General features: G+C 61.2%; 20 protein-coding genes. 8 read left to right on the plus strand and 12 right to left on the minus strand.

The features are described from left to right. Window positions 1-18 precede the first annotated feature (18 nt). From V1T76_RS28130 to V1T76_RS28145, 4 genes are read right to left on the minus strand one after another with little or no spacing between them, the layout of a single operon-like run. On the minus strand, window positions 19-1,044 hold the full coding sequence (locus V1T76_RS28130) for a trans-3-hydroxy-L-proline dehydratase (RefSeq protein WP_330563984.1): 1,026 nt from the start codon (window positions 1,042-1,044) through the stop codon (window positions 19-21). A gap of 24 nt (window positions 1,045-1,068) precedes the next feature. After that, on the minus strand, window positions 1,069-2,172 hold the full coding sequence (locus V1T76_RS28135) for a cis-3-hydroxy-L-proline dehydratase (protein ID WP_330563985.1): 1,104 nt from the start codon (window positions 2,170-2,172) through the stop codon (window positions 1,069-1,071). A gap of 22 nt (window positions 2,173-2,194) precedes the next feature. Then, the gene (locus V1T76_RS28140) at window positions 2,195-3,127 is read right to left on the minus strand and encodes a 4-hydroxyproline epimerase (RefSeq protein ID WP_330563986.1); all 933 of its coding nucleotides are present in this window, start codon (window positions 3,125-3,127) and stop codon (window positions 2,195-2,197) included. Continuing rightward, window positions 3,118-4,077 carry a dihydrodipicolinate synthase family protein gene (locus tag V1T76_RS28145; RefSeq protein WP_330564024.1) on the minus strand — a complete coding sequence of 320 codons (960 nt, stop codon included), beginning with the start codon at window positions 4,075-4,077 and terminating at the stop codon, window positions 3,118-3,120. The genes V1T76_RS28140 and V1T76_RS28145 overlap by 10 nt, the downstream gene beginning before the upstream one ends. 339 nt (window positions 4,078-4,416) lie before the next feature. Here V1T76_RS28145 and V1T76_RS28150 point away from each other — a divergent pair, with 339 nt between their 5' ends. After that, entirely contained in the window at window positions 4,417-5,076 is a 660-nt protein-coding gene (locus V1T76_RS28150; RefSeq protein WP_330563987.1) for a GntR family transcriptional regulator, read from the plus strand. Window positions 5,077-5,093: 17 nt separating this feature from the next. Here the strand turns inward: V1T76_RS28150 and V1T76_RS28155 are convergent, their stop codons facing one another. The 4 genes from V1T76_RS28155 to V1T76_RS28170 all read right to left on the minus strand — a co-directional run bounded on the left by V1T76_RS28155 (window position 5,094) and on the right by V1T76_RS28170 (window position 8,568). Then, window positions 5,094-5,420: a hypothetical protein gene (locus V1T76_RS28155; RefSeq protein ID WP_330563988.1), complete on the minus strand. Its 327-nt coding sequence runs from the start codon at window positions 5,418-5,420 to the stop codon at window positions 5,094-5,096. Between the two features lie 32 nt (window positions 5,421-5,452). Continuing rightward, window positions 5,453-6,133: a L,D-transpeptidase gene (locus tag V1T76_RS28160; protein ID WP_330563989.1), complete on the minus strand. Its 681-nt coding sequence runs from the start codon at window positions 6,131-6,133 to the stop codon at window positions 5,453-5,455. Further along, on the minus strand, window positions 6,130-7,083 hold the full coding sequence (locus V1T76_RS28165) for an ABC transporter substrate-binding protein (protein ID WP_330563990.1): 954 nt from the start codon (window positions 7,081-7,083) through the stop codon (window positions 6,130-6,132). Before V1T76_RS28165 ends, V1T76_RS28160 begins: the two co-directional genes overlap by 4 nt. A gap of 120 nt (window positions 7,084-7,203) precedes the next feature. Continuing rightward, window positions 7,204-8,568 (minus strand): MBL fold metallo-hydrolase, encoded by a 1,365-nt coding sequence (locus tag V1T76_RS28170; RefSeq protein WP_330563991.1) that lies wholly within the window; start codon window positions 8,566-8,568, stop codon window positions 7,204-7,206. Between the two features lie 375 nt (window positions 8,569-8,943). Here V1T76_RS28170 and V1T76_RS28175 point away from each other — a divergent pair, with 375 nt between their 5' ends. Beyond that, window positions 8,944-10,107 carry a patatin-like phospholipase family protein gene (locus V1T76_RS28175; RefSeq protein ID WP_330563992.1) on the plus strand — a complete coding sequence of 388 codons (1,164 nt, stop codon included), beginning with the start codon at window positions 8,944-8,946 and terminating at the stop codon, window positions 10,105-10,107. A gap of 18 nt (window positions 10,108-10,125) precedes the next feature. Here the strand turns inward: V1T76_RS28175 and V1T76_RS28180 are convergent, their stop codons facing one another. Then, the gene (locus V1T76_RS28180; RefSeq protein WP_330563993.1) at window positions 10,126-10,815 is read right to left on the minus strand and encodes a TetR/AcrR family transcriptional regulator; all 690 of its coding nucleotides are present in this window, start codon (window positions 10,813-10,815) and stop codon (window positions 10,126-10,128) included. 125 nt (window positions 10,816-10,940) lie between these two features. Here V1T76_RS28180 and V1T76_RS28185 point away from each other — a divergent pair, with 125 nt between their 5' ends. Genes V1T76_RS28185 through V1T76_RS28195 form a run of 3 tightly spaced genes read left to right on the plus strand, consistent with a single transcriptional unit; the run spans window position 10,941 to window position 16,838 of the window. Beyond that, the gene (locus tag V1T76_RS28185) at window positions 10,941-12,185 is read left to right on the plus strand and encodes an efflux RND transporter periplasmic adaptor subunit (RefSeq protein ID WP_442970199.1); all 1,245 of its coding nucleotides are present in this window, start codon (window positions 10,941-10,943) and stop codon (window positions 12,183-12,185) included. Beyond that, entirely contained in the window at window positions 12,185-15,322 is a 3,138-nt protein-coding gene (locus V1T76_RS28190; RefSeq protein WP_330563994.1) for an efflux RND transporter permease subunit, read from the plus strand. The genes V1T76_RS28185 and V1T76_RS28190 overlap by 1 nt, the downstream gene beginning before the upstream one ends. 10 nt (window positions 15,323-15,332) lie before the next feature. Beyond that, window positions 15,333-16,838: an efflux transporter outer membrane subunit gene (locus V1T76_RS28195; protein WP_330563995.1), complete on the plus strand. Its 1,506-nt coding sequence runs from the start codon at window positions 15,333-15,335 to the stop codon at window positions 16,836-16,838. A 102-nt stretch (window positions 16,839-16,940) separates the two neighbouring features. On the opposite strand, the gene V1T76_RS28200 is transcribed toward V1T76_RS28195, so the two are convergent. Then, on the minus strand, window positions 16,941-17,825 hold the full coding sequence (locus V1T76_RS28200) for a LysR family transcriptional regulator (RefSeq protein WP_330563996.1): 885 nt from the start codon (window positions 17,823-17,825) through the stop codon (window positions 16,941-16,943). A gap of 105 nt (window positions 17,826-17,930) precedes the next feature. Between V1T76_RS28200 and V1T76_RS28205 the strand changes: the two genes are divergently transcribed. The 3 genes from V1T76_RS28205 (at window position 17,931) to V1T76_RS28215 (ending at window position 22,264) form a co-directional block, all read left to right on the plus strand. Then, entirely contained in the window at window positions 17,931-19,493 is a 1,563-nt protein-coding gene (locus tag V1T76_RS28205; RefSeq protein WP_330563997.1) for a proton-conducting transporter transmembrane domain-containing protein, read from the plus strand. Between the two features lie 15 nt (window positions 19,494-19,508). Beyond that, a complete protein-coding gene (locus V1T76_RS28210; RefSeq protein ID WP_330563998.1) occupies window positions 19,509-21,860 on the plus strand; it encodes a YbcC family protein in 2,352 nt (783 codons plus the stop codon). A 110-nt stretch (window positions 21,861-21,970) separates the two neighbouring features. Further along, the gene (locus V1T76_RS28215) at window positions 21,971-22,264 is read left to right on the plus strand and encodes a hypothetical protein (RefSeq protein ID WP_330563999.1); all 294 of its coding nucleotides are present in this window, start codon (window positions 21,971-21,973) and stop codon (window positions 22,262-22,264) included. 23 nt (window positions 22,265-22,287) lie between these two features. Here V1T76_RS28215 and V1T76_RS28220 read toward each other — a convergent pair whose 3' ends face one another. Then, a complete protein-coding gene (locus tag V1T76_RS28220; protein WP_330564000.1) occupies window positions 22,288-22,974 on the minus strand; it encodes a hypothetical protein in 687 nt (228 codons plus the stop codon). 339 nt (window positions 22,975-23,313) lie between these two features. Then, entirely contained in the window at window positions 23,314-24,864 is a 1,551-nt protein-coding gene (locus V1T76_RS28225; protein ID WP_330564001.1) for a caspase family protein, read from the minus strand. Window positions 24,865-24,989 lie beyond the last annotated feature (125 nt).

Consider the following 24,989-nt stretch of genomic DNA (forward strand, 5'->3'; position numbering starts at 1 on the left):
ACCACCAACCTTCATCCCTCACGCACCCCAGGTATCGCTAAGCTTGTAGCCGCCCGGCCAGGGGTCGCTTGGGTCGAGCATGTGCTGGTGAATGCCGGTGATCCAGCCGCGGCCGGAAATTTCCGGAACAATTCCGGGCCGGTCTCCCGCCATCTGCTGAGCCACGATCCGGCCAGTGAAGGTGGATCCGATGATGGAAACGGCTTCGAAGGTGTCGCCGATTGTCATTTGGCCCCTGGCCGCCATCAGTGCCATGCGGGCGGAAACGGCCGTGCCCGTCGGTGAGCGGTCGACCTTGCCCGGCTGGATGGCAACCGCGGACCGGCCGGTGAGGCCGGTTGGGGTCTTGGACAGAGGGCCGCAAAAGGCACAGAAGGAGATGTGGTTCCAGTCGGCGTTTTCCGGGTGGGAAAAGCCGAGTTGTTCGTTGGCCGCGTTGGTGATGCGCACCCCCAGGCGGGCTATGTCCCTGGCCTCGTCTTCAACAATCCCGAACCCGAGCGCCTCCGCATCGACAACCACGAAACTGTCGCCGCCATAGGCTGTATCGACCGTCAGCGTGCCGATGCCTTCCACGTCCAGCGGCACCGCCAGCTTGTCGGCAAAGCTGGTGACATTCTGGACGAAGATGCGCTCCGCCTTGCCGTTCCGGCATTCGGCCTTCACCCGCACAAGCCCGCCGGGCGCTTCCAGAACCATTTCCGTGATCGGCTCGATCATCGGCACGATGCCGCCGTCAAGCAGCACGGTGGAGACGCAGATGGAGTTGGAGCCGGACATGGGCGGCGTGTCTTCCGGTTCCATGATGATGAAAGCGGCATCCGCCTCCGGATGTCTGGGGGGCACAAGCAGGTTCACATGGCGAAAGACACCACCGCGCGGTTCGTTCAGAACGAAATTGCGCAAGGTCTGGTCCTTGGCAATGAAGCTGCGTTGCTCCCAGAGCGTTTCCCCCGGCGGCGGCGCGACACCGCCGACGATCACATCGCCGACCTCGCCTTCCGCGTGGCAGGAAATCACATGGATGGTCTTGCTGCTGCGCATGGTTCCGCCTTTGACTGAGCCGGCTCAGGAATAGTGGGCGACGGGCTCGCCAAGAGTATCGAAGATCGGCGTGATGCCGAGACCCGGCAGGTCGGAGGCGGTCATTCGGCCATTGACGCGTTTCGGCGCGCCTTCCGCAATGTCAACCGTGCCATAGCTGTTGAAGTCGGTTGCCGAGAAGGTGAAATCCGACGGGGTCGAGCGGGCCAGATGGGCAATTGCCGCCGTGACGATGTCGCCGCCCCAGGTATCCTCGATGGTCATCGGAATGCCGTGGGCAAGGCAGAGATCGCGCATCAGCTTGGCCTTGGTCAGGCCGCCGACCTTGGAGATCTTCAGATTGATGCAGTCCATCGCGTCTTCTGCGATGCCACGCACCAGCGTGTTGGGCCCGTCGATCACCTCGTCCAGAATGAAGGGCAGCGCCGTCCGGCGGCGGATGGAGACGCTCTCCTCATATGTGAGGCAGGGCTGCTCGATGTAGACATCGAGCGAAGACACGGCCCCGACGACACGCGCGGCTTCATGCCGGGTCCAGCCGGTATTGGCATCGGCCACCAGAAGGTCCGACTTTTTCAAAACTTCGCGTGTGGCGTGGATGCGGTCGATATCGTCATTGGCATCGCCGCCGACTTTCAGCTGGAACTTGGTATAGCCTTCCGCGGCATAGCCTTCGATCTTCTTTGCCATGATCTCCGGGGCTTCCTGGCTGATCGCCCGGTAAAGCACAACGTCTTCCTGCGCCGCGCCGCCAAGCAACGTATAAAGCGGCTGGCCCGTTGCCTTGCCGAGCAGGTCCCAGCAAGCGATATCAATGGGTGCCTTGGCGTAGGGGTGACCGCGCAGGGCCGCATCCATCACCCGGTTGATCTCACCGATATTTAGCGGGTCCTTGCCGATCAGGTGAGGCGCCAGCTCCTGAAGGCCGGACCGCACGCCAAGCGCGTAGCTCGGCAGATAGGCGGAGCCGAGCGGGCAGCATTCCGCATAGCCCTTGAGGCCTTCGTCGGTCTCGATCTCGACAACGGTGCTGTCGAACACCTCCACGAAATTGCCGTTGGACCAGTTGTAACGCCCTTCTTTCAGCGGAAGATCGACCTGAAAGACGTTGATGCCCGTGATTTTCATGAAGTTCCTCCTTTAAAGGGCCTTACAGGCGTATCCCCGAGCGATAAGGGTCCGCTGGATCGAAAATCACCCTGGCATCGGACGTAACGTAGGCCTGTCCGGTAATGGTGGGAATAACGCCGCCGCCCGGACCGGGCTGATAGCTGATCTTGTAGGTGCTGCCGATGACGCTTTCCTGCACATAGTCCTGTCCCGGTGCCAGCGACCCGTCGGCGGCAAGGCAGGCCAGTTTGGCCGAACAGCCGGTGCCGCAGGGGGAGCGATCATAGGCGCCGCCCGGACACAGAACGAAGTTGCGGCTTTGCGCGGCCGGATCTTCTGCCGGTCCGAACAGCTCGATATGATCGATCCAGGCACCGTCCTTGCCGGTCACACCGGCCTTTTCCAGCGCAGTTCGGATTTTCAGGGTCAGATCCGTCAGCGGACGGATGTTCGCGCCCGTCAAGGCAATCGGGCTGTTCTTGACCAGGAAAAACCAGTTACCTCCCCAGGCGACGTCGCCCGTGACCGGCCCCACCCCTTCAACCTCAACCGTGACATCCTTCGCGAGCCGGTAACTCTCAATGTTGACCACGGATACCGTGTTGGCGTCGATCAGGTCAATCTCGACCACGCCGACCGGCGTTTCGAACTTGTGTCGGCCGGGACCGATCCGCCCGAGATGGGCCAGCGTCACGCCAAGGCCGATGGTGGCGTGACCGCACATGCCGAGGTTCTGCAGGTTGTTGAAGTAGATCACGCCGGCAGCGCATGCCGGGTCGGACGGCGGCACCAGCAAGGCCCCGATGATGGCATCGTGCCCACGCGGCTCCAGAACGACGGAGGCACAGAAATCGAGATGCTCCGCTTCCAGCCGGGCGGCCCGCTCCGCCAGCGTCCCGGATCCAAGATCCGGGCCACCGTCTAGCACGACGCGGGTCGGTTCACCCGCCGTATGGCTGTCGATTACGCGCATTCGGCAATCACGCCCCCTTTCGTGCTCCAGTCGGCGTACCAGGTCTTGAACAGCTTGTACTGTGCTTCGGCATAGTTGCGCTGCGCATCGCTGAGAGCATCGGTTTCGTTGAAGTGCAGCCGGTATTCGTCTTCACCGTTCAGCACCATCAGGTGCTTGTAGTAGAGCACAAGGTCCGGGCCTTCGTCGAAGCTGGAGAGAACGGCCAGAGCTTCTTCCAGTTCCTGCGCCCGCAAGCGCGCTTCCGCATGCCCTTCAGCAGCCTTTTCGCAAAGCGCCACCAGATGCAGAACTTCCTTTGGAAGGGCATTTCCAATGCCGGTGATCGCACCTGTGGCACCGCAATTGACGAAGCCATGGTAGACAGCGGTGTCGACACCGACCATCAGCGTCACCTGATCATCCTTTGAGGTGATGTTTTCAGCCGCATAGCGCAGATCTGCCAGCCCGCCGAATTCCTTGAAACCGACCAGGTTCGGGAATTCGCCGCGCAGATCGAAGAAGAGATCCGCGCGGGTGGCAAAGCCATAGTAGGGGCTGTTGTAGATCACTGCGGGCAGGCTCGGGACCGCTTTCAGAATATCGCTGAAGTGGTGGCGCTGCGCGGACACAGAACTGCCGCGGGACAAAACGCGCGGGATAAGCATCAGGCCACGCGCCCCGACCTTTGCCGCATGGACGGCGTGGGCAACGGCGGATCTGGTGTTGACGGCGCCGGTTCCAACGACAACCGGAACGCCGGCCTTCACCAGGCGTTCAACGCCTTCCATGCGCTGTTCATCCGTCAGGAGCGGCCAGTCGCCCATGGAGCCGCAATAGACAACGGCCGACATGCCGGCCTCTATCAGTTCCTTGCCCTTCTTGACGAGGGCATCGAAATCCGGCGACCGGTCGGCCCTGCACGGGGTCATCAGCGCGGGCATGCATCCGGAAAAGACATTGGACGTCATCATTCACTCCTGAATAGGCCAGACCTGACGGCGAACTCCTGCGCCATGAGGTCTGACGGTCAAATCTAGTTGCGCTTTATCAGCGCTTGTTCGCAAGACATTTTCGGTGGGGTCGGTTCAGGCGAACCGAAGATCCCGGCCGGTGGCCGATGCAATCCGGCCGCTTTCATTTTCAGGCTCCTGGCGGTTCCTTCCGCACCCGAACCAAGCAATATCGATACTCTCAGCGATTGATAATCCAAATTGGATCCAATATTCAATATATAATATTGGAAATCATTTTCGCTTCACCAATCAGGGCCCATCCCGTAAAAAGTGGCCTCAAGGAGACCAGGTCCTATGAAACTGAAAACGATGGATATTTCCGCGACCGCCTCGGCGTCGTCGATCGTGTTCGACGCCCTGCGGAAAGCCATTATCGAGGGCCAGCTCGAAGAAGGCGAACCTCTGCGGCAGGATGAGATCGCCCGCCTGTTCAACACCAGCCGCATTCCCGTGCGCGAGGCGATTTCGCGGCTGGAGGAACAGGGGCTCGTCAAGACACAGCGCTACAAGGGCGCCGTGGTCGCGGGTCTCTCACCGAAGGAAACAGCGGAAATCTTCGATCTCCGGGCCCTCGTGGAACCGGAAATCATCCGCAATGCCGTGCCCCTGATGTCGAGTGAGCTTTTGGCGGAAGCGCGGGAGAAATGCGCGGCCTTCTCCTCGGCCACCGATCCGATGACCTATGGCGACCTCAACCGCGCTTTTCATGAAACGCTCTACAGCGCCAGCGACCTGAAGTTCTTTCAGGAGATTTCGGACAACGCGATTGACCGGGTGGAACGACAGATCCGGGCTCAGCTTGTCATGTCCAACGGCATGGAACGGGCGGGACGCGAACATTTCGCCATCCTGGAAGCCTGCGAAAAAGGCGACGCGGACCTCGCCTCAAGGCTTACCCGGGAACATATCCAGGGCGCCAAGGCCTCGCTCCTGAAACACCTGCCAGGGGGCTGAGCCGGTGATGAAGTCCTTTATGCAGGACTGATCGACTGGACGGTGCCGGTTTCGTCGATAATGCAAACCGCCTGCCCGCCGTCGAACGTCAGGTTCACCTGATAGGCGTTTTCGCCCGAAGGCATGGAGCTGACAGGCAAAACATTGCCGCCGGCGACCTTCAACTCTTCCGCGGCCTTCGAGGCACAAAGCAGTTGCAGGTCGGTTGGTGCGGTTTCGCCTGACGAACGCACCGCGCCGGCAGTCGGTGTCTGGTTGGAGCTGGTGTTGCAGCCCGCGACGACGGAAAGACAAAGCCCGGCAGCCAGTCCCGCAGAAAGCCTGTTCGATACCCTGATGCTCATTTCAAGTTTCTCCCACCCCTCACCGACAGGTCTCAGACGCCCTTGTAAAGGGCAGCCCCCTGCATCAGCACAATAACCTTCGCGCCAACTTCCACGCGGCTGTAGAGATCCGCGACATCCTCGTTGTTCAGGCGAATACAGCCGGAGGAAATGTTGAGGCCGATCGTCCAGGGCTGGTTGGTGCCATGGATGCGATAGATGGAATCCTTGTTGCCGATATAAAGATACATCGCGCGGGCACCCAGCGGATTGTCCGGCCCGCCCGGCATGCCGTTCGCCCATTTGGCGGATTCCGGATCACGGGCAATCATTTCGGGCGGCGGCGTCCATGTCGGCCATTCCTGCATGCGGCCGATCTTGACGATGCCGGCCCAGCCGAAGCCGTCGCGCCCGACGCCAATGCCATAGCGAATCGCCTGGAAGTTGGGCTGCACCAGATAGAGGAAATGCCGGTCGCCATCGATGATGATCGTGCCGGGCTTTTCCGCCGTGCGGAACGGGACCACCTGCCTGCGGAATTCCTCAGGCGACTGGCCGTGCCGGTTATAGAATTTCGCCGCCGCGCGCGGCGTGTAATCCACCCACTTGCGTGTCGTCGGATCGTAGATCTGCGTCTGGAACGATTGCGCCAATGCCATGCCGGCAAAGACCAGCACGGCAAGGGCCGGCAGCCAGCCCAGCAAGGTGCGAAATGCGCTCGGCAGCTTGATCATTTGGTCCACTCCCCGATCCTGTCCGCATTGGCGGCTATCCAGTCTTTTGCAACATCCTCGGCCGGCTTGCCTTCCACGACCACGGCGTAGCTCATCGCGGTCACATCCTCCGGTGTCAGCTCCATTTTCGACAGGAACGAGGCCACCTCGGGCATTCCGGTTTCGAGGGAGGTTGCAAAGGCAACCTTGAAACTGGAGGCGTCCCAGGCGGTATCTGCATGAGACTTTGCCAGCCAGTCGTTGTCCTGGGCGCGGGTGACGATTGTCCAGCGCGCAGGGTCATATGCGGGTTCTTCCAGCTTCACGATGTCATGAAGTTCAAAGACGTGATGCGGCCCGTAACAGTAGAAGACCACCGGTTTGCCGAAGGAGACCGCTGCATCGACGGCTGCCATGGCGACATCTTCCGGCATTTCCAAAAGTGTCATGGTCTGATCGTAACCGTAGGAATGCGCCCGGATCCGTTCGATCTCGGTCGATGACCAGGTTGGCGCGCCAATCCAGATCTCACCTTTGCCGTCGCCGTCACTGTCGAACTGCGCGGCCATTTCCGGCTTCACCAGATCGGAGACCCCCTTGATGCCGGTCTGCTCGACCGTTGCCCGTGTCGCGCAGATATTTTGCGTTGCGGCGACACTCTTTGGACTGAGAGACAGGACGTTCTTTTCCTCGCTCAGCCGTGTCGCCATCGCAGACAGGTTGGGAAACCAGACTTCCGGGTGAACCTGGATTTCGCCCCTGCCGATATCGGAAAGGATTGTCAGCGTCCCACGCTCACGCAGTTCCGTTTCAACACCGAGACGCTCGTTCAGAACATCATGGATGATGTTGGCCGTAACCTGCGCCGACGGCCAGGCCGGCACGCCGATGACGACAGCATCGGCCCTGACCGGGCTGGCGGCAGCAACCGCCAGAAACGAGGACATGAGAATAGAACGCCACACAGCCATCACTCCCTGCGCACCTGAGCGTCTACCATAAACACCGAGGCAAAACTTACGCAACGGCAAATAGCAGGAGTAATTTATTCCCGAAGATTTATCGCACCGCCAGGCTTCGCAGGTCCTGCCTCAGTCCAGCAGGACGTCTTCACGGTAATCGGGCAGCCAGCACGGCCAGTCCAGCTCGCTCTCGATCCTGTAGCGCAGGGCATCGGCGGCATCCGGCTCGCCATGCGTGATGAAAGTCATTTTCGGCGGCCGCTCGAAATTGCCGAGCCATTGCATGATCTCGTCCGCATCCGCATGCGCCGAGAGCATGTGCAGATTGCCGACCTCCGCCCGGATCGGCACATCTGACCCGTGGATCCTGACGCTTGTCGCGCCTGACGTCATGGCCGCGCCGCGCGTTCCGCCGGCCTGAAAACCCGCAAACAGGATCATGTTGCGATGATCGGGCGCATAGTGTTTCAGGTGGTGCAGCACCCGGCCGCCGGTCGCCATGCCGCTGGCCGAGACGATCACCTTGGGCATGCGGTTCCGGTCAAGATCCTTGGATTCCTCGACATCGGCAACGTAATGTGCCGCTCCGTTCGACCAGTCGCATTCCTCCGGCGTCAGCCGGTGATCATCCGGGTGTTTGCCGTAGATGTTGGAGGCGCTGACAGCCATCGGACTGTCGAGAAAAATGGGCAGATCCGGAATTCGCCCTGTCTTCTTAAGGCTCTCGATGTGGAAAAGCAGTGACTGCGCCCGGCCGACGGCGAAAGACGGAATGACGACAGTGCCACCGCGCCGTGCCGTCTTGGTGATGGCCTCGGCCAGAATATCGTCGGCGTCCAGCTTCTCGTGCCGGCGGTTGCCATAGGTGGATTCGACCAGCAGATAATCCGCCTCGCGGATCGGCGACGGGTCGAACATCGTCGCATCGCCATAGCGCCCAAGATCGCCGGAAAAGACAATCCGCGTTCCGCCCCAGGTCAGTTCGACGATGGCCGCGCCAAGAATGTGACCGGCCCTGCGGAAGCAGACGCTGAAGGTGTCCAGCATGTCATGCACTTCATTGAAAGCGACCGGCCGGAACCGGTCGAGCGACACTTCAGCATCCTTTTTGGTGTAAAGCGGCAGAGCCGGACTATGCTTGGAGAAGCCATGCCTGTTGGCAAATTCCGCGTCCTTTTCCTGCAGAAATCCACTATCGGGCAGCAGGATCGCACAAAGGTCCCGTGTTGCCCTGGTGCACACGACCGGTCCCTTGAAACCGTTGCGCACCAGCAGCGGCAGATAACCGGAGTGATCCAGGTGGGCGTGTGTCAGGATGACCGCGTCGATGGTTTTCGGATCGACAGGCAGCGGTGCCCAGTTCTTGAGCCGCAATTGCTTGTACCCCTGGAAGAGGCCGCAATCGACCAGCACCCGCGTGCCGTCTTTTTCGAGCAGGTATTTCGAACCTGTAACCGTGCCGACACCCCCGAGAAAAGTCAGTTTCACGCTCATTGAGCTGCATCCTCCCGATTGTGTGCACAAGATTTCAGGTTCAAGGGCATCGCCTGCCCACCTGGTTCGGGAAGCAGGCATGAAATCAGCACCTTGCGCAAGTCTCCCTTTTGTCACGCCGTCCGCGGGACATCGGTTTTGGGGCCATTTTGTCCGCCTTGGGCGGCGGGTTTTCGCCGGAAACGGCCCCTGAAACGAGTGCTCGCATTGAAAAATGCTGCATTGCACCATATCTTGTTCTGACGATGCCGCGGCAGGCCTGAAGCCGGGTCCGCCGAACACCGCGCCCTATCGGCCGGGCATCGAACCCAAGCAAAAAAGTCATGAGGAAGCGTTTCGGGGTGGGACAAAACTTCGTGGAAAGGAACCCGGACCTTGAAACAGACCGTTTCACACAGCGCTTCAGGAGCGCCCAGGATACCCATAAACCTGGCGCTTCAAGGTGGCGGTGCCCATGGCGCCTTCACCTGGGGCGTCCTGGACCGTCTCCTGGAGGAAGAGACACTTCATATCAACGCCCTCTCGGGCACGTCAGCCGGCGCAATGAACGCGGCGGCGTTGCTGACCGGTCTTGTAAAAGGCGGACGTGAGGAGGCGCGCGCTTCGCTGGCAGGCTTCTGGAAAACGGTTTCCAGGCGCAGCCGGTTTACCCCCTTCAACATGACGACCTCCAGGGCAGTGCTCGGGGGATTGGGTATAGATTTCGAAAAACTGCCGTTTCTGTTCGGTGCGGGAATGAACTTCCTGTCGCCCTATGATCTCAACCCGGCAGGCTTCAACCCCTTGCGGGAAATCATCGAAGAAACCATCGACATCGGCGCCATTGCCCACGCCGACATTGCGCTGCATGTCACGGCGACCCATGTCGGCTCTGGTGAAGCGCGCATCTTTTCCAACAGCGCCATCAGCACAGACGTTCTGCTTGCGTCCGCCTGTCTGCCTTCCCTCTTCCACGCGGTCGAGATCGACGGCGAGCACTACTGGGATGGCGGCTATACCGGCAATCCCAGCCTGATGCCTCTCGTTCTGGAGCCGGGGGAAGCGGATCTACTGCTGGTGCAGACCAGCCCGACCGAACGGGCCGCGCTGCCACAGAATGCCCGGCAGATCGCCGCGCGCGAAAAGGAGATTTCCTTCAACGCGCCCCTGATCAAGGAATTGCGGCTTCTGGCTGAACTGCAGCACCAGGCCGGCACAAAATCACCGGCCGTCCGGCCGGGTTTCCTGCCGAGCCTGACCGGACGTACTGCCGGTTCGGGACGATCCGGCTCCACTAGTGAAGCCAACCGCCCCACAAGTTCCATCGCCGATCTGCGGGTCCACCGCATTGCCGGCGCCGTGATGAATGGCCACAGCGACCAGTCGAAGCTCAACTCCACCTGGCCTTTTCTGGAACAACTGCGCGAGGAAGGCCGCAGTGCGGCGTCGGAGTTTCTGCAGAAAAACGGCGCGCAACTCGGACGGCGCTCGACCCTGGATCTCAGCCAGTGGCTGCAAAGAACGGACGCTGCCCCTGTGCGCAAGGCAAAGGCTTCCTGAAGCCTGCAGCCTGAACGGTCAGCGTGGCAGCAGGCCGTTCAGGATGAGCTGGATCGTGTGATTGAGGTAAGTGCGAATATCCGACAGGCCGGTGATCACGTCGGGCGTCTTGGGACGGAACAGCCGGGCCGCGATGAGGACATCCAGGAGATATTTTGCCGTATCCCGGGAGGACTTCGCGACGATCCGGCCCTTCGCGACTTCCTCTTCCACCCAGGCCGTCACCAGGTCATGCAGCTCGCTGCCGCAATACTTCCTCAAGAGTACGCCCAGTTCCTCGTTGGCGACAGCCTCCACGTAGAACAGGCGCATTTCGGCAGCTTGCTGGAGATGTTGCTCGTCGCTCTGGTCGACCTTGAACACCGCCTTGAGGGCGTCTTCAAGCGTTTCGGTGTTCCGCGCCGCCGGAACATCGAGCAGGTTTGCGCGGTGACGAATGGCAAGTTCCGCGAACAGTTCGAGTTTCGAGGGAAACAGCTCGTAAAGCGTCCGCTTGGAAATACCGGCATTCTTGGCGATCAGCGCCATTGTGGTGCCGTTGTAGGAATGCTTCTGGAACGTGCTGAAGGCCGTCTCGACGACGCGCGCTTTCAGCGTTTCCTCGTCATGGACCTTCTGGCGTCCGCGCTGCCGCTGCTCGGTGCAATCGTCCTGACCAGCCGGACAGGCTTCCATTGTTATGTCTGTTTTTCCTGAAGAGCTCATCATGTCCCTCCCCCCAATACGCATAAATACCGAATTTCGATTGACGAGGGAACCTTTGTAAGAATATTGGTACCCTGGAGTTTTCTAATGCTCCACAGCATTTGCGACCAAAGAGGTTCCTCCCGGAAATGACGTGTATCTCTCTCGGTTCGAGCACTGCGTCCCTGTGCTCAACGAAGAAGCCGTTCCGTGCTTTTCTTTTTGCCTTTCTCGTCTCCTCCAGCCTGGCCTCCGGCAGTGCCTTTGCCCAGCAGATGGGTGGTGCGGCCCCCAAGCCGGAAGTCGGCGTTGTCGAGCTGCAGCCGGAGTCGGTGGCGATCACCGCAAAGCTTTCAGGCAGGATCGCAGCGTCCCTGGATGCGGAAGTCCGGCCTGAGGTTGGCGGCATCATCAAGGAGCGGCTGTTCAAGGAAGGAACCGAGGTTAGCGCCGGGGACGTGCTCTACCGGATCGAGGATGATCTTTACAAGGCAGCCCACGACAGCGCCCTGGCCACCTTGCAAAAAGCGGAAGCCGCCCTGCCGAGCGCCCAGACCAAGGTCGAACGGTACGAGGAACTGATCACGCAAAACGCGGTCGCCAAGCAGGAGCTGGATGACGCCAAGGCGGCCCTGGCCCAGGCGAAGGCGGACATCGCCTCAGCGAAGGCCAGTGTGCAAACCGCAAGGATCAATCTCGACAATACCGTGATCAAGGCGCCGATTTCAGGTCGCATCGAAGCCTCGAGGCTGAATGTCGGCGCCCTGGTGACGGCCAGCCAGGCTGCGCCGCTGACCATCATCCGGCAGCTTGACCCGATCAATGTCGACGTCACCCAGTCGAGCACCAACCTCCTGAAGTTGCGCAAGGCCGTGCGCGAAGGCCGGATCAAGCTGTCCGGCGAAAACGTGCAGGTGCGCCTGCTGCTGGAAACGGGTGAGGAATACTCGGAAACCGGCAAGCTGGAATTTTCGGAAGCCCACGTGGACCCGACCACGGGTACCTACACGCTGCGCGCCGAGTTCCCGAACCCTGACCGGCTTCTCCTGCCGGGCATGTACGTTCAGGCGATTGTCGAGGAGGGCATCGCCCAGAACTCCTTCCTGGTGCCGCAGCGCGCGGTGTCGCGCAATGCCAGAGGCGAGCCGACGGCGCTCTTCCTTTCCAAGGATGGCAAGGTTGAGGAACGCGTCCTCAGGGTGGAAGGCGACATTGGCAACAACTGGCTGGTCAACGAAGGCATTTCGCAGGGTGACAGGGTCATCGTTGAAGGAACGCTGTTCGTGCGGGCCGGCCAGGAAGCCACCGGCACTCTGGTGACCATTGACGAAGCGACGGGGGAGGTGGAAAGCCGCGGTGAGGCGGTGACAAACACGGGTGAGATTTCCGACTGATGTCAGCTTTCTTCATCGACAGGCCGATCTTCGCCTGGGTTATCGCCATTGTCACAATGCTGGCAGGCGCTCTGGCCATCACAACGCTTTCCGTTTCACAATATCCGCAGATCGCGCCGACCACGGTCAACATCAGCGCCAACTATCCCGGCGCCGATGCGGCGACGGTTGAAAACTCGATTACCAAGGTGATCGAGCAGGGCATGTCCGGGATCGATTACCTGGACTACATGACCGCGACCTCGTCGAACACCGGTTCGGCCCAGATCTCGCTGACATTCTCGTCCAAGGCCGATCCGGACGTTGCCCAGATGCAGGTGCAGAACAAGCTGCAGCTTGTCTCCAGCCAGCTCCCGCAGATCGTGCAGAACACCGGCATCACCGTCACCAAGTCGACCTCCGGCTTTCTGATGGTGCTTGGCTTCGTTTCGACAGACGGACGCCTGACCTCCACCGACATTGCCGACTACGTCGACAATACGCTCAACGACACGCTGAAACGTGTCGAGGGTGTCGGTGAAACCCGGCTGTTCGGCTCCGGCTATGCCATGCGCATCTGGCTCGATCCGAAGAAACTGCTGAAATACAACCTGATGCCGAGCGATGTCAGCTCCGCCATTCAGGCCCAGAACACCCAGGTTTCCGCCGGTCAGCTCGGCGGACTTCCTCAGGTCGAGGGTCAGCAGCTCAACGCCACCATCACCGCCTCCAGCCGCCTGCAGACTGCCCAGCAGTTCCGCGACATCATTCTGAAAAGCTCCGAAGACGGCTCGGTCGTTCGCCTCAACGATGTCGCCCGGGTGGAAGTCGCCAACGAAAGCTACAGCACCTCGGCCTTCTACAACGGCATGCCGGCCTCCGGCCTTGCGGTGTCGCTTGCGACCGGCGCCAACGCCATCGACACCGCCGAGCGGGTGCGCGAGACTATCGACCGGCTGTCATCGACGCTGCCTGCCGGTGTCGACGTGGTCTACCCCTACGACACCACCCCCTTCGTGAAGCTTTCCATCGAGAAGGTGGTCCACACGCTGCTGGAAGCGGTCGTGCTGGTGTTCCTGGTGATGTATCTCTTCCTGCAGAACCTGCGCGCAACCATCATTCCGACCCTTGCCGTACCTGTGGTTCTGCTCGGCACCTTCGGGGTGCTCGCCCTGTTCGGCTATTCGATCAACACATTGACGATGTTCGCCATGGTGCTCGCCATCGGGCTTCTGGTGGACGATGCCATCGTCGTGGTGGAAAACGTCGAACGCGTGATGGCCGAAGAGGGCTTGCCGCCTAAGGAAGCCACCCGCAAATCCATGAAGGAAATTACCGGCGCGCTGATCGGCATCGCGGTGGTGCTGTCGGCCGTGTTCGTGCCGATGGCGTTTTTCGGCGGGTCGGTCGGTATCATCTACCGCCAGTTCTCGATCACCATCGTTTCAGCCATGGTGCTGTCGGTGTTCGTTGCGCTGATCCTGACCCCGGCGCTCTGCGCGACCATCCTGAAAAAGGGCGATCACGGTCATAGCCGCGGCCCCTTCGCCTGGTTCAACAAGGGCTTCGATGCCAGTGCAAACGGTTACCGGGCGGCCAACGGCGGCATCCTGAAACGCGGCAAGCGCTTTCTTGTGCTGTTCATCGCCATCGGCGTTGCCATGGGCTGGATGTTCAGCCGCCTGCCGAGCTCCTTCCTGCCGCAGGAAGACCAGGGCATTCTGATTGCCATGGTCAACCTGCCTGTCGGCGCGACCCAGGGCCGGACGCTGACCGTGCTGGAGAAAGTGCGCACGCACTTCATGGAAAACGAACCGGATGCGGTCGACAGCGTCTTCACCGTCGCCGGCTTCGGGTTCGGCGGTCAGGGCCAGAACGTCGGCCTGGCCTTCGTGCGCATGAAGGACTTCACCGAGCGTGAGGACCCCAGACTTGCCGCCCAGGCGGTCGCCGGGCGCGCCATGGGAGCCTTCTCGCAGCTCAAGGACGCCCGCGTGTTCGCGCTTGCGCCGCCTGCCATTCAGGGCATGGGCAACACCAACGGCTTTTCCTTCTATTTGCAGGACATCAACGGCGCCGGTCACGAACGGCTGATGGAAGTCCGCAACCAGCTTCTGGGCATGGCTGCCCAGTCCGGCAAACTGGTGGCGACACGCCCCAACGGCCAGGAAGACCAACCGCAGTTCAAGGTCGATATCGACACGCAGAAAGCGCGCCTGCTGGACCTCGCCATCCCCGACATCAACAATACCTTGTCGATTGCCTGGGGATCCGACTACGTCAACGACTTCATGGACCGCGGCCGCATCAAACCCGTCTACGTTCAGGCCGATGCTCCGTTCCGGATGCAGCCGTCCGACCTGGACCTGTGGCACGTGCGCAATTCCAACGGTGACATGGTGCCCTTCAGCGCCTTTGCGTCCTCACGCTGGGCCTATGGCTCGCCAAGGCTTGAGCGCTTCAATGGCGCGTCGGCGGTGGAACTGCAGGGCCAGGCGGCGCCAGGCGTCAGTTCGGGTGACGCGATGGCGGAAATCGATACGCTCGTTTCCCAGCTTCCGACAGGCTTCGTTCACCAGTGGACCGGCCTGTCCTATCAGGAACGGCTGTCAGGCGATCAGGCCGCATCGCTTTACGCGATCTCGATCCTGATCGTGTTCCTGTGTCTTGCCGCACTTTACGAAAGCTGGTCGATCCCCTTCGCGGTGATGCTGTCGGTGCCCATCGGCGTCTTCGGCGCATTGGCGGCAGCGCTTATCTTCGGTCAGACAAACGACGTCTACTTCAAGGTGGGCCTGCTCACGACCATAGGACTTGCGGCGAAGAATGCCATCCTGATCGTGGAGTTTGCCATCGAACGGCAACGCCAGGGCAAGGACCTGCTGCAGGCAACCCTGGATGCCGCCCGTCAGCGGCTCCGACCGATCCTGATGACGTCCTTCGCCTTCATTCTGGGCGTGACGCCGCTGGCGCTTGCCACCGGGGCAGGTTCGGGCGCGCAGAATTCCATCGGTATCGGCGTCATGGGCGGCATGATCGCCTCCACCTTGCTCGGCATTTTCTTCGTGCCGCTTCTGTTCGTCACCGTGCGGCGCATCTTCAGCCGCAAGCAGACGAACGAAGCCACTCCTGACACGACAGGCAGCAAAGCCCATTGAGAGAGTTTCGATGACCCTTTTCAAATCTGATACCGGCCCTGCCTGCGCCGCCCCATCCCGACGCCACACGACCTGGCTGCGGCTGGGTGTGGGCCTGATGGCGGCAACCCTGCTGAGCGCCTGTTCCGTCGGCCCCGATTACCAGCGGCCGGACGTCTCCGTTCCCGGCAAGTGGCGCAATTCAACCAGCGAAACGCCGGCCTCCGTGCCTCAGCTTGCCAACTGGTGGACCCAGTTGGGAGATGCACAGCTCAACAGCCTGATTGCTCTTGCGGTTCAGAACAACCTGGACGTCCGTACCGCCAAGGCCAAGGTCCGCGAAGCCCGGGCCAGCTACAAGCAGGCTTCCGCCTCGCTCTTTCCGAGCCTTGACGGCGCGGCCGGCGTGAACCGGTCCAAATCGAGCGGGTCGGACAGCGTCAACACGCTGTGGAACGGCGGCTTCGATGCTGCCTGGGAGATCGACATCTTCGGTGCCAATCGCCGGGCGCGGGAAGCTGCCAAATACGGTCTCGACGCTGCCGAGGAAGAGCTGAGAGCAAGTCTCCTGACCCTGATCGGCGACCTTGCCACCAACTACGTCGAGGCCCGCGGCCTCCAGCAACGCGTGAAGCTGGCGCAGGACACAGCAAGGTCGCAACAGTCCTCGGCTGACCTCATTCGCAAGCGTTTCCAGGCAGGCTCGTCCTCCGGTCTCGACGTCGCCAATGCGGAAGGTCAGGCCGCGTCGACCGAGTCAAATATTCCTGCCCTGAAGACGGCTCTTGCCGCCTCCATGCACCGCTTGAGCGTCCTGACCGGTCAGCAGCCGACCGCGCTCACCGACCAGTTGATGAAAAGCAGCCGTATTCCGACACCGAAGCTGCCGATCCCTGTCGGTATTCCGGCAAGCATCCTGCTGACGCGCCCGGACGTGCGCCTTGCCGAACGCAAGCTTGCGGAATCGACTGCGAAAATCGGACAGGCGACGGCAGCGCGCTATCCCTCCGTCAGCCTGACCGGCTCCATCGGTACGGCGGCGGCTGACTTCGGCGATCTCGGCAAGAATTCGTCGATCAGCTGGGCCTTCGGTCCGTCCCTCTCCGTGCCGATCTTCAACGCCGGCAAACTGGCGGCAGGCGTGGAGATCGCCGAAGCCCAGCGCGACCAGTATTTCCTCGCCTATCAGGCTTCGGTTCTGACAGCACTGGAAGACGTCGAAAACGCACTTGTCGGCCTCACACAGGAACGCAAACGCGTCGCCAGCCAGGCCCGCGCAGCAGCGAACTTCAAGTCTGCGGCGGAACTGTCCAGATCGCTCTATCAGACCGGCGCGGCCAGCTTCCTCGATGCCCTCGACGCGGAACGGTCGACCTATTCCGCCCAGGACACGCTCATCCAGAGCCGTGTCCGCCTGACAACCTATTACATCGCCCTGCAAAAAGCGCTTGGCGGCGGCTGGACCGGCACAGTGGAAACCGACAAGCCGGAAGTGGTCGACAAGAACACCGGCCCGCATCTGTCCGTGGCTTACTGAGGCGCTCTCAGGACCACTGCCAGAACCGGACCTGACGGCTCCCGTCAGCCCTTCGACTGCGGTCTGAAAAGTCCGGACTGAGCAAAGGCTTCATGGCCCTGCTCAGTCCTTTTTGCTTTTGAAAGCCTTCAGCAAGTCGGCAACCAGCGGGTTGGGGAAGCGCCGGTGCAGAGTGACGGCGAAGAACTCTTCCTTGAGCCCTTCCAGCCTGCCCAATTCGATAAGCCGCCCGGAGGCGAGTTCGTCTCTGACGACGATCGGCGGAATGACGGCAAGGCCCGCATGCGCACGGGCAAGCAGGCGGATCATCGCCATGTCGTCGGCTTCCGCGGCCACTTTCGGGACAAGGCCCAGTTGCTCCACCATCGCGTCGAAGGAGGCCCGCAGGGCCGATTCCGGTGTCGGCAGGATCAACGGCCGAGAAGACAGAAGCTCGGGCAAGGGCCGCCCCGCCAGATCGGCAGCGGTCGCGGGTCCAATCAGGCTCACCGGCTGTTCAGAAAGCCCATGCGCCAGATAGGGGCTGGATGCATCGCGCGCCGGCACAAGGTTTGTCAGAACGACATCAATCGCCAGCGCTTCCAATGCCCGCAAAAGGTCTCCCTGCGCTCCGGAACGAAGCACCACTTCGACATCCGAGCGCCCGATCAGGGGTTCGATAAAACCGATCTGAAAGTTTCGCGACAGCGTTGCAAGGGAGCCGACCCGCAAAGCCCTGCGCTCCGTGCCGGTGTTGCGGAGCGTCGCCGTGAGGTCGTCCGCGGTGCGGAAGATCGCTTCCGCGTGATCAAGGGCGATCCGGCCGGCCTCCGTCATCACGAGACCTCTGCCGCGCCGTTCAAACAGGTCGTGACCAAGGGCGGCTTCCAGGGTCTTTATCTGCGAGGAAAGTGCCGATTGCGAGAGGTTCAGCACCCGGGCTGCACCCGTTAGCGTTCCATCGCGTGCAACTGCCCGGAAAAGCCGAAGATGATGAAGGTTCAGCACGACAACACTTCCAAATTATAGAACGGTTTTGACGATAATATGTAATTTTTTGCAAGAAAGCGAGACGGTATACCCACGGCGTCTTTCAGCGTCCGTGAGGTTCCCATGTCGCACCTGTTTCCCCTGCCCCTTCTGGCCCCGCTGCTGCTGCTGGCATCTGCTACCCTGTCGACAGTGCGCCCCGGCCGCCGCCCGGGTTCCTATCCCCAGATCTCGGAAGCAAGCGCTTTCATCGCCTTTCTGATTGCGCTTTCAGGCCTTGCCCAGCTTCTGGTTTTCGGCACTTCCGAAATGGTTTTGTTCGAAGGCGCGTTTGCGCTTGTCTTCAGGGTCGATGCGATCAGCGTGACCATGACTCTGCTGGTGGCTTTCATCGGCTGGGTGGTGATGCGCTATTCCCGGACCTACCTCGACGGCGAAGCGCGCGAGGGAGCCTTCCACGGCTTGATGCTCAGCGCCCTGGCGGCCGTCCTCCTGGTCGTGCAGTCGGGCAGCCTGCTTGTGCTGGTGGCCGGCTTTGCCGCAATCGGCCTGTGTCTGCGCAGGCTTTTGCTGTTCTACCCGCAGCGCGCTGCTGCCCAACGGGCAGCAACCAAATTCGCGCTTGTCTGGCATGCGGGCGATCTTTCGCTGCTGCTGGCCGCTGGTCTGTTCATGCTCAGCTCCGGTTCGACACAAATCTCGCAACTCTCTGAAATCGTCGGGACGAGCCTCTCTCCTATCGAGCATCTGGCGGTCACGTTTCTGGTGCTGGCAGCCGTCCTGAAAACCGCTGCCTTCCCGCTGCACGGCTGGCTGACGGAGGTCATGGAGGCACCAACCCCGGTTTCCGCCCTGCTTCACGCAGGCATCATCAATGCTGGCGGGTTCCTGCTGATCAGAACCGCCGACCTGGTTCAGGCCAGCCCAGGCGCCATGGGCGTGCTTGTTGCCTTGGGCGGTCTCACCGCACTCTTTGGTGCTGTGGTGATGCTGACCCAAAGCGCAGTCAAGACCGCCCTTGCCTGGTCAACGATTTCCCAGATGGGGTTCATGCTGCTGCAATGCGGCCTCGGCCTGTGGCCGCTGGCTCTCCTGCATGTGGTCGCGCACTCCCTCTACAAGGCGCACGCTTTTCTCTCCTCCGGAGGCGCTGTCCTGGCGGTTGGCAAGTTGCGGCGGCCCGGCCCCATCGCGGTCCCGAGCGTTGCCAACGTTCTGCGGTCCTTCGCAATCGCCCTTTTTCTCTACGCCATTGTGTCCTTTGCCTTCTCGATGATCGCCGGACCGAAAACGCCCCAGGCGCTCGCCATCGGAGCAATGCTGATCTTCGGCGTGGCCTATCTGGTGGCGCAGGGCCTGGCAGATGCGGCTCCCGCCGACCTGACGTACCGCACCTCACTGGCAGCGGTCCTCGTCGCCTTCGCCTATTTCGGCTTTCAGCAAGTCGCCAACTTGCTATGGGGCGCAACCCTGCCAAAGGCTCCGGTCGCCGGTCCGCTTGAATGGGCCCTGATCGTCCTGGCGGTCCTTTCCTTCGGCATCGTCGCCGTGGCCCAGACCCTGTTTCCTCTCTGGTCCCATCACCCGTCCACGTCCGGCTTGCGCGTTCACATCGCCAACGGACTCTACCTCAACGCGCTCCTCGACCGCTTCATCGGCGGCTACCGGGTGGCGAAATCCAAGTAAGACGAGGCAATCGAGATGTTTATCAAACACACACAATTCGCTTCGGCGCGGGTTTCAGGCATCCTGGCAGCAGGGACGGCGGCCATTCGGGCGATCCCGCCGGCCTTTCCGCTGGACGCAACCGTTGCCGTCAATCCGTTCCTCGGACAGGTACGGGAAAATCTCGCAGAGGCCTCCGTCCGCCTGGCCAGAACAGCAGGCATCAAGCTGACAAGGTCCAGAAGCAGCTACAACGCCGACATCGCCAGCGGCCGCATCACCGACGAAGACCTGATGGCAGCTCTGAGTGCCTGCCAATCAGAGACCAAGCCGGCAGATCTGGCGCAGCTCAAGGCGCTTGTTCAGCAGGAAGGGTCAGCGCCTGCGGCTGCGCCGACAATTGCCGATCTGGCAGCTTCGGTTTCCGGCATCGACTGGCCGTCGGTCATCGAAAAGTCGGTCGGCCTCTGGGCAGCCGGTTACTTCGACCGCGGGCAGGCGCTTTGGTCTCCGGCTCCGGGCGAGGGCGCCTATGCCGCCTGGCGCTCGTGGGCGAGCCGCGACCTGACACCGGAAATTGCCGGTCTTTCGGGCTTCTGCTCCCATGTCAGCGCATCGCCGGACACTTCCGAACAGGCCATCCTGCAGGTGACCGGCAGGCTGGCAATCAACGTTCCGGCGGCCGAGACCGTGTTTCATCGGCTGCTGACGGATCTGGGAGGCTGGGCGCAGCATGCGCGCTGGCTGCTGTGGCAGGCCGAGCAGGACGGCAAGACGGATGGGACACTCGGCGACCTCCTGGCCGTTCGGCTGATCTGGGAAGAAGCGCTTTTCAACCGGTTCCCGGCCGTTGCCGAACAGTGGCAGACCACGCTGCAACGGCACGAGGCTCCGCTAGTTCCGACCGAGCACCAGGTTGTCGACGCCATTTTGCAGGACGCGGCCGAGCGGGCCTATCAGCGGTCTCTGGGCCACAGCCTGACCAACAAGGCTGCAAGCACCGGCACCCGGCCAGCCCTTCAGGCGGCGTTCTGCATCGACGTGCGCTCGGAAGTCTTCCGGCGGGCACTTGAGAACCAGAGCCCCTCCATCGAAACACTTGGCTTTGCCGGCTTCTTTGGCCTTCCCGCCGCTCACCGGGACCACGGCTCGGATGTTCAGGAAAACCACCTGCCGGTGCTATTGAAACCGACGCTGACTTCAACCAGCCACGGCTCCGCGCGCGAGGAAAAGACGGCACGCATCGGTGCGCGGACCGTGCGGGCGCTGGACAGGTTCCGCCAGGCCGCCGTCTCGTCCTTTGCCTATGTGGAAGCCGCAGGCCCGCTGTATGTGACCAAGCTGGTGAAGGACTCCCTTGGCTTCCCCGCAAAAAGGGCCGAAACCCGTCCTGCGCCCAGGCTCGATCCAGCGCTGGATGCCGAGACCAAAGCGGCAACCGCTGCTGCGGTTCTGAAGGCCATGAGCCTGACAAAAGATCACGCGCCGGTGGTGCTGCTGGTCGGCCACGGAGCCAATGTCAAAAACAACCCGCATGAGAGCGCCTATCATTGCGGCGCGTGCGGCGGTTATTCGGGAGAAGTTTCGGCGCGGCTGCTTGCAAGTCTGCTGAACGACGCGGAAACCCGCGCAGGCCTTGCCACGCACGGCATTGACCTGCCGGGAGACACAAGGTTTGTCGCTGCTCTCCACGACACCACGACCGATGAGATCACTCTCTTCGACACGGACCATCCTGACCGGATCGACGGGCACGACCTGCTGAAGACGTGGCTGAAACGGGCCGGTGTTGAAGCCCGGGCGGAACGTGCCCTGCGCCTGCCGGGCGCCAATGCTGCTTCCGTTGCCTCACGGGCGGTCAACTGGGCCGAAATCAGGCCCGAATGGGGTTTGGCTGGCTGCGCGGCATTCATCGCCGCCCCCAGGACGGTAACCTCGAAAGCGCACCTGGAAGGCCGCGCGTTTCTGCACAGCTACGACTGGCAGTCGGACAAGGACTTCAAGACGCTTGAGCTCATCCTGACCGCCCCGGTGGTCGTCGCGAGCTGGATCAGCCTTCAATACTATGGCTCGGCGGTCGCGCCGGATGTATTTGGCGGCGGCAACAAGCTGATTCACAACGTTGTCGGCGGCATTGGTGTCGTTGAGGGCAACGGCGGCCGTCTGCGACCCGGACTTCCCGCACAGGCCCTGCACGATGGCGAAAAGGGAATGCACACTCCGCTGCGGCTGTCAGTTCTGATCGAAGCCCCAGAAGCGGCAATCTCCGATGTCCTGGAGGCGCACCCGGAGGTTCGGATGCTGTTCGACAATGGCTGGCTGCACCTTTTCGCACTGAAGGACGGGCAAATCGCCGCCCGTTATCAGCCTGGCGGCACCTGGGCTTAACAACAGCCTGTGCGCCGGCTTTGCCCAGGCAACGCCGGCGCACAGCGTGCGAATTGAACTCTATGGCTGCTCAGACGTTCTCAAAGGAGAGCTTTCCATTGGAGGACAAAATGCACCCACATAAAAATGCCCGGGCGACCGCGACTTTGGCCGCCGCAATGCTCATTGTCTGCGGCTCAGCGCTTGCAGAGGAAAAACCTGAGGACTGCCAGGTCGACACCGGCACGAAATCGCAAGACAGGGTTCCCACGGAAACGGAAGAAACCGTCAGCCTGTCGGACTGTAATGGCGTCTTGAAACCGGCTCCTGTCGGAGACCGCGAGCTGGTCGAACCTGCGCCCAAAGCCGGTGAGACGCCGATCATCTCGCCGAACGAGATACCGGACCAGCAGCCGGCGGATTGATGCGCCACCGGCCACAGGGAATTTCACGAGCGCAGCAGACGCTTGGTCGACCCGACGGCCGTTGCGATCTGGGAATAATGCGTCTTGCGTTTTTCTGAGTTTCCAGCCGAGCGCAGCAGGATGGTGACGCTCTCCTCGATGGCTGCCGACGCTTCGCTGCGGGCCTTGGCGAGGTTGGCCTTGGAAACAGCCCGGTAACTGCGCTGCCCGACGGATGCGCGCGGCGCGCTTCGATCCTGATATTTCGAAACAATGCCATCGAGCTTGCGGGACAGGTTTCTGAGTTCCCGAGCCGCATCCCGGTAATTGGGACGGTTCTCGATTGTCGAAGCGGCACGCCCCAGAACATTTCTCAGACAGTCGAAGCGGTATTCGGGACGAATGGAATTCCGGCACTCGTTGGTGCCGTTCTGGATGATCCAGACCACGCCGCGTGTGATCCTATCGTCCAGATCGTAGACCGAACTCAGGCTCGGATCACGTTCCTGACGATCGAGGTCATAGGACGGTCCGACCGGTTCGGAATAGGTATCGGAATATTGCGATTGTGCAAGCAGCAAATCCTCCAGGACGGACTCCAACGGATCGTTCTGCACAAGAGCTGGACCACCCGGCACCGCCACCGCATATGCCGGCACGATTGCGGCAGTCATGGCCTGCCCTGCAAGGGCAGCAGCCGCCACACCGGCAATAATTCTGTTCTTAAACATAAGATCCCCCAATCAAATTACTCAAACACTTCGAACAATTCGTCAGAGACACTGTATCGGGGCGGCCAGACATCGCGCTTTACACCTTGACCGCACATCAAAGGTAGAAAAACCGTAATTAATATTAGAAAAATGTCCGCACTGTCTTCATTGAAATCAGGGATTGATGTTTCCCGACTTGTTTCTTTTGATTGTTCTTCTCCAATTCTAATCCCTTGAAACAAAAGAACAAGACAAAAGTTACTTAGCGTTAACAGGAGAAGCGATCGCGTGTTGGCCATGCCCCGGTCCGGCGTCTGTCTGGCGTCTGTCTGGCGCCGGTCGGAACAGCTGCGCGCCCTATTCCGAAAGCCCGTAAGCCTTCCGCAAACCTCTTTGGGTCTGCGGGCCGAACTGGCCGTCGATCGTGCCTGTGTAGAACGCACGTTCCGACAGCTTGCGTTGCAGGGACCGCCGTGTCGTGGCCTTGAACATCTTCGGGTTTTCCGAGAGCTGGTTCAGAACCTCCTCGTTGCCCGATCGCAAGGCCCGGTAGAGATATTCCGCCGCATCGTTCGGTTCCTTGCCCTCGACAACGCCATCATCGATCAGGGCCGCGTAATTGAACATGGCTTCCGGGTGCCGCTGATCGGCGGCCTGTCCGAACAGTTCGATTGCCTTTTTGGGATCACGCGCGATCCCCAGACCACCCTGATAATACAGAAACCCCAGGTCATTGATGGCATCGGCAAAGCCCTCGTCCGCAGACTTGCGGAAAAGGGCGAGCGCCTTGTCGACATCCTGCTCGACGCCGATGCCGCGTTCATACATGCGGGCAAGCTCGAACATGGCTTCAGGGTCGCCGGCTTCGGATGCCTTTTCCAGAAAGGCTGCCGCGCGAGACGGATCGTAGCGGTCCTCGCTCGGGTTGAGCCGCATATAGGCCAGGCCCTTCAGGGCCCTGCTGTCGCCTTCCCGTGCCGCCACCTGCAACTGTTCTTCCTGACTGACCTCGAGACGGCCCCAGGCATTGCGCCGGTCCGCCGCCGCAAGCACATTGACCTCCTGACTGCCGCCGGCCAGAAAATACGGTTTGCCGGAGAGCGAGCCGTAGGTGTGCGGCTCCTGCGCGTTGGCGGTGGCCTTCAAGACGGAATCGCGCACCTGCCGGAAGGCGAGACCTATTTCCAGGTCCCTTATCTTCAAGGTCTGGGCCAGCGCCGATGCAAATGGACTGTTGTCGCCAGCCCCATCCAACGCGACGGCACCGGCTTCTGCGGCATAGGCCACAAGGGTGCCGCGCTCGGGCGATGGTGCAGCCAGGCCGCGCCCCTGGAGGCCTTGCCTGACGGTCAGCGTTTCCTCTCCGCCCACATCGGCGAACGGATCGTTGCGGCAGGAGTCCAGGATCACGATCCTGAGCTGGCGCGCCTTGTCGACGGCTTCCAGGATATCGTCGAGAGAAACGGAGGTATCGGCAACCTGTTGTCGGCTGCCGGCCTTGGCATCCGACGGGACCAGGAAGTTACGGCCGCCCACTTCGATGCCGTGCCCGGCAAAATAGACAAGGGCAACATCGGCCGTCTCCGCCTCGAAAGCAAAGCGGTCCAGAAGATCTCGAAACTCGGCGAGACCAATGTTGAAATGCTCGGACACCTCGAAATTCAGCTCGTTCAATGTGTCCGAAATGAGCTTGCCGTCATTGGTGGTGTTGCTCAGGTCGGGCGCGTTTTCATACCTGGCGATCCCGACCACCAGCGCCATGCGCCGTTCCGCAAACGGATCCGTTGCCGCACGCGCGGTCGCCGCCGTGACAAGCACCAAGGCCACCAGGCACCAGACAGCCAATCCGTTGATATCAAGACCCTTCAACAGCCGTTCGACCCGCTTTCGCATTTGGCGCAATCGCATGAAACACCGGTTTCCGCATTCAGCCCAATGCCGGAAACACTGCTTTCATCATTGAGGGAATGCCCGGTGAAGACAAGCCCCTCTTTTCGTTGCGTCACCTGCCCAGGGCTTCCATCAACTGACAG

It is taken from the genome of Roseibium sp. FZY0029 (assembly GCF_036350355.1).
Classification (GTDB): Bacteria; Pseudomonadota; Alphaproteobacteria; order Rhizobiales; family Stappiaceae; genus Roseibium.

Excerpts from the sequence above, each read along its gene's own strand:
- V1T76_RS28195 (WP_330563995.1), top strand. The coding sequence starts at position 15,333 with ATGACCCTTTTCAAATCTGATACCGGCCCTGCCTGCGCCGCCCCATCC.
- V1T76_RS28185 (WP_442970199.1), top strand. The coding sequence starts at position 10,941 with ATGACGTGTATCTCTCTCGGTTCGAGCACTGCGTCCCTGTGCTCAACG.
- V1T76_RS28180 (WP_330563993.1), bottom strand. The coding sequence starts at position 10,815 with ATGATGAGCTCTTCAGGAAAAACAGACATAACAATGGAAGCCTGTCCG.
- V1T76_RS28140 (WP_330563986.1), bottom strand. The coding sequence starts at position 3,127 with ATGCGCGTAATCGACAGCCATACGGCGGGTGAACCGACCCGCGTCGTG.
- V1T76_RS28145 (WP_330564024.1), bottom strand. The coding sequence starts at position 4,077 with ATGACGTCCAATGTCTTTTCCGGATGCATGCCCGCGCTGATGACCCCG.
- V1T76_RS28215 (WP_330563999.1), top strand. The coding sequence starts at position 21,971 with ATGCACCCACATAAAAATGCCCGGGCGACCGCGACTTTGGCCGCCGCA.
- V1T76_RS28210 (WP_330563998.1), top strand. The coding sequence starts at position 19,509 with ATGTTTATCAAACACACACAATTCGCTTCGGCGCGGGTTTCAGGCATC.
- V1T76_RS28150 (WP_330563987.1), top strand. The coding sequence starts at position 4,417 with ATGAAACTGAAAACGATGGATATTTCCGCGACCGCCTCGGCGTCGTCG.
- V1T76_RS28160 (WP_330563989.1), bottom strand. The coding sequence starts at position 6,133 with ATGATCAAGCTGCCGAGCGCATTTCGCACCTTGCTGGGCTGGCTGCCG.
- V1T76_RS28130 (WP_330563984.1), bottom strand. The coding sequence starts at position 1,044 with ATGCGCAGCAGCAAGACCATCCATGTGATTTCCTGCCACGCGGAAGGC.
- V1T76_RS28205 (WP_330563997.1), top strand. The coding sequence starts at position 17,931 with ATGTCGCACCTGTTTCCCCTGCCCCTTCTGGCCCCGCTGCTGCTGCTG.
- V1T76_RS28135 (WP_330563985.1), bottom strand. The coding sequence starts at position 2,172 with ATGAAAATCACGGGCATCAACGTCTTTCAGGTCGATCTTCCGCTGAAA.
- V1T76_RS28225 (WP_330564001.1), bottom strand. The coding sequence starts at position 24,864 with ATGCGATTGCGCCAAATGCGAAAGCGGGTCGAACGGCTGTTGAAGGGT.
- V1T76_RS28165 (WP_330563990.1), bottom strand. The coding sequence starts at position 7,083 with ATGGCTGTGTGGCGTTCTATTCTCATGTCCTCGTTTCTGGCGGTTGCT.
- V1T76_RS28220 (WP_330564000.1), bottom strand. The coding sequence starts at position 22,974 with ATGTTTAAGAACAGAATTATTGCCGGTGTGGCGGCTGCTGCCCTTGCA.
- V1T76_RS28155 (WP_330563988.1), bottom strand. The coding sequence starts at position 5,420 with ATGAGCATCAGGGTATCGAACAGGCTTTCTGCGGGACTGGCTGCCGGG.
- V1T76_RS28190 (WP_330563994.1), top strand. The coding sequence starts at position 12,185 with ATGTCAGCTTTCTTCATCGACAGGCCGATCTTCGCCTGGGTTATCGCC.
- V1T76_RS28170 (WP_330563991.1), bottom strand. The coding sequence starts at position 8,568 with ATGAGCGTGAAACTGACTTTTCTCGGGGGTGTCGGCACGGTTACAGGT.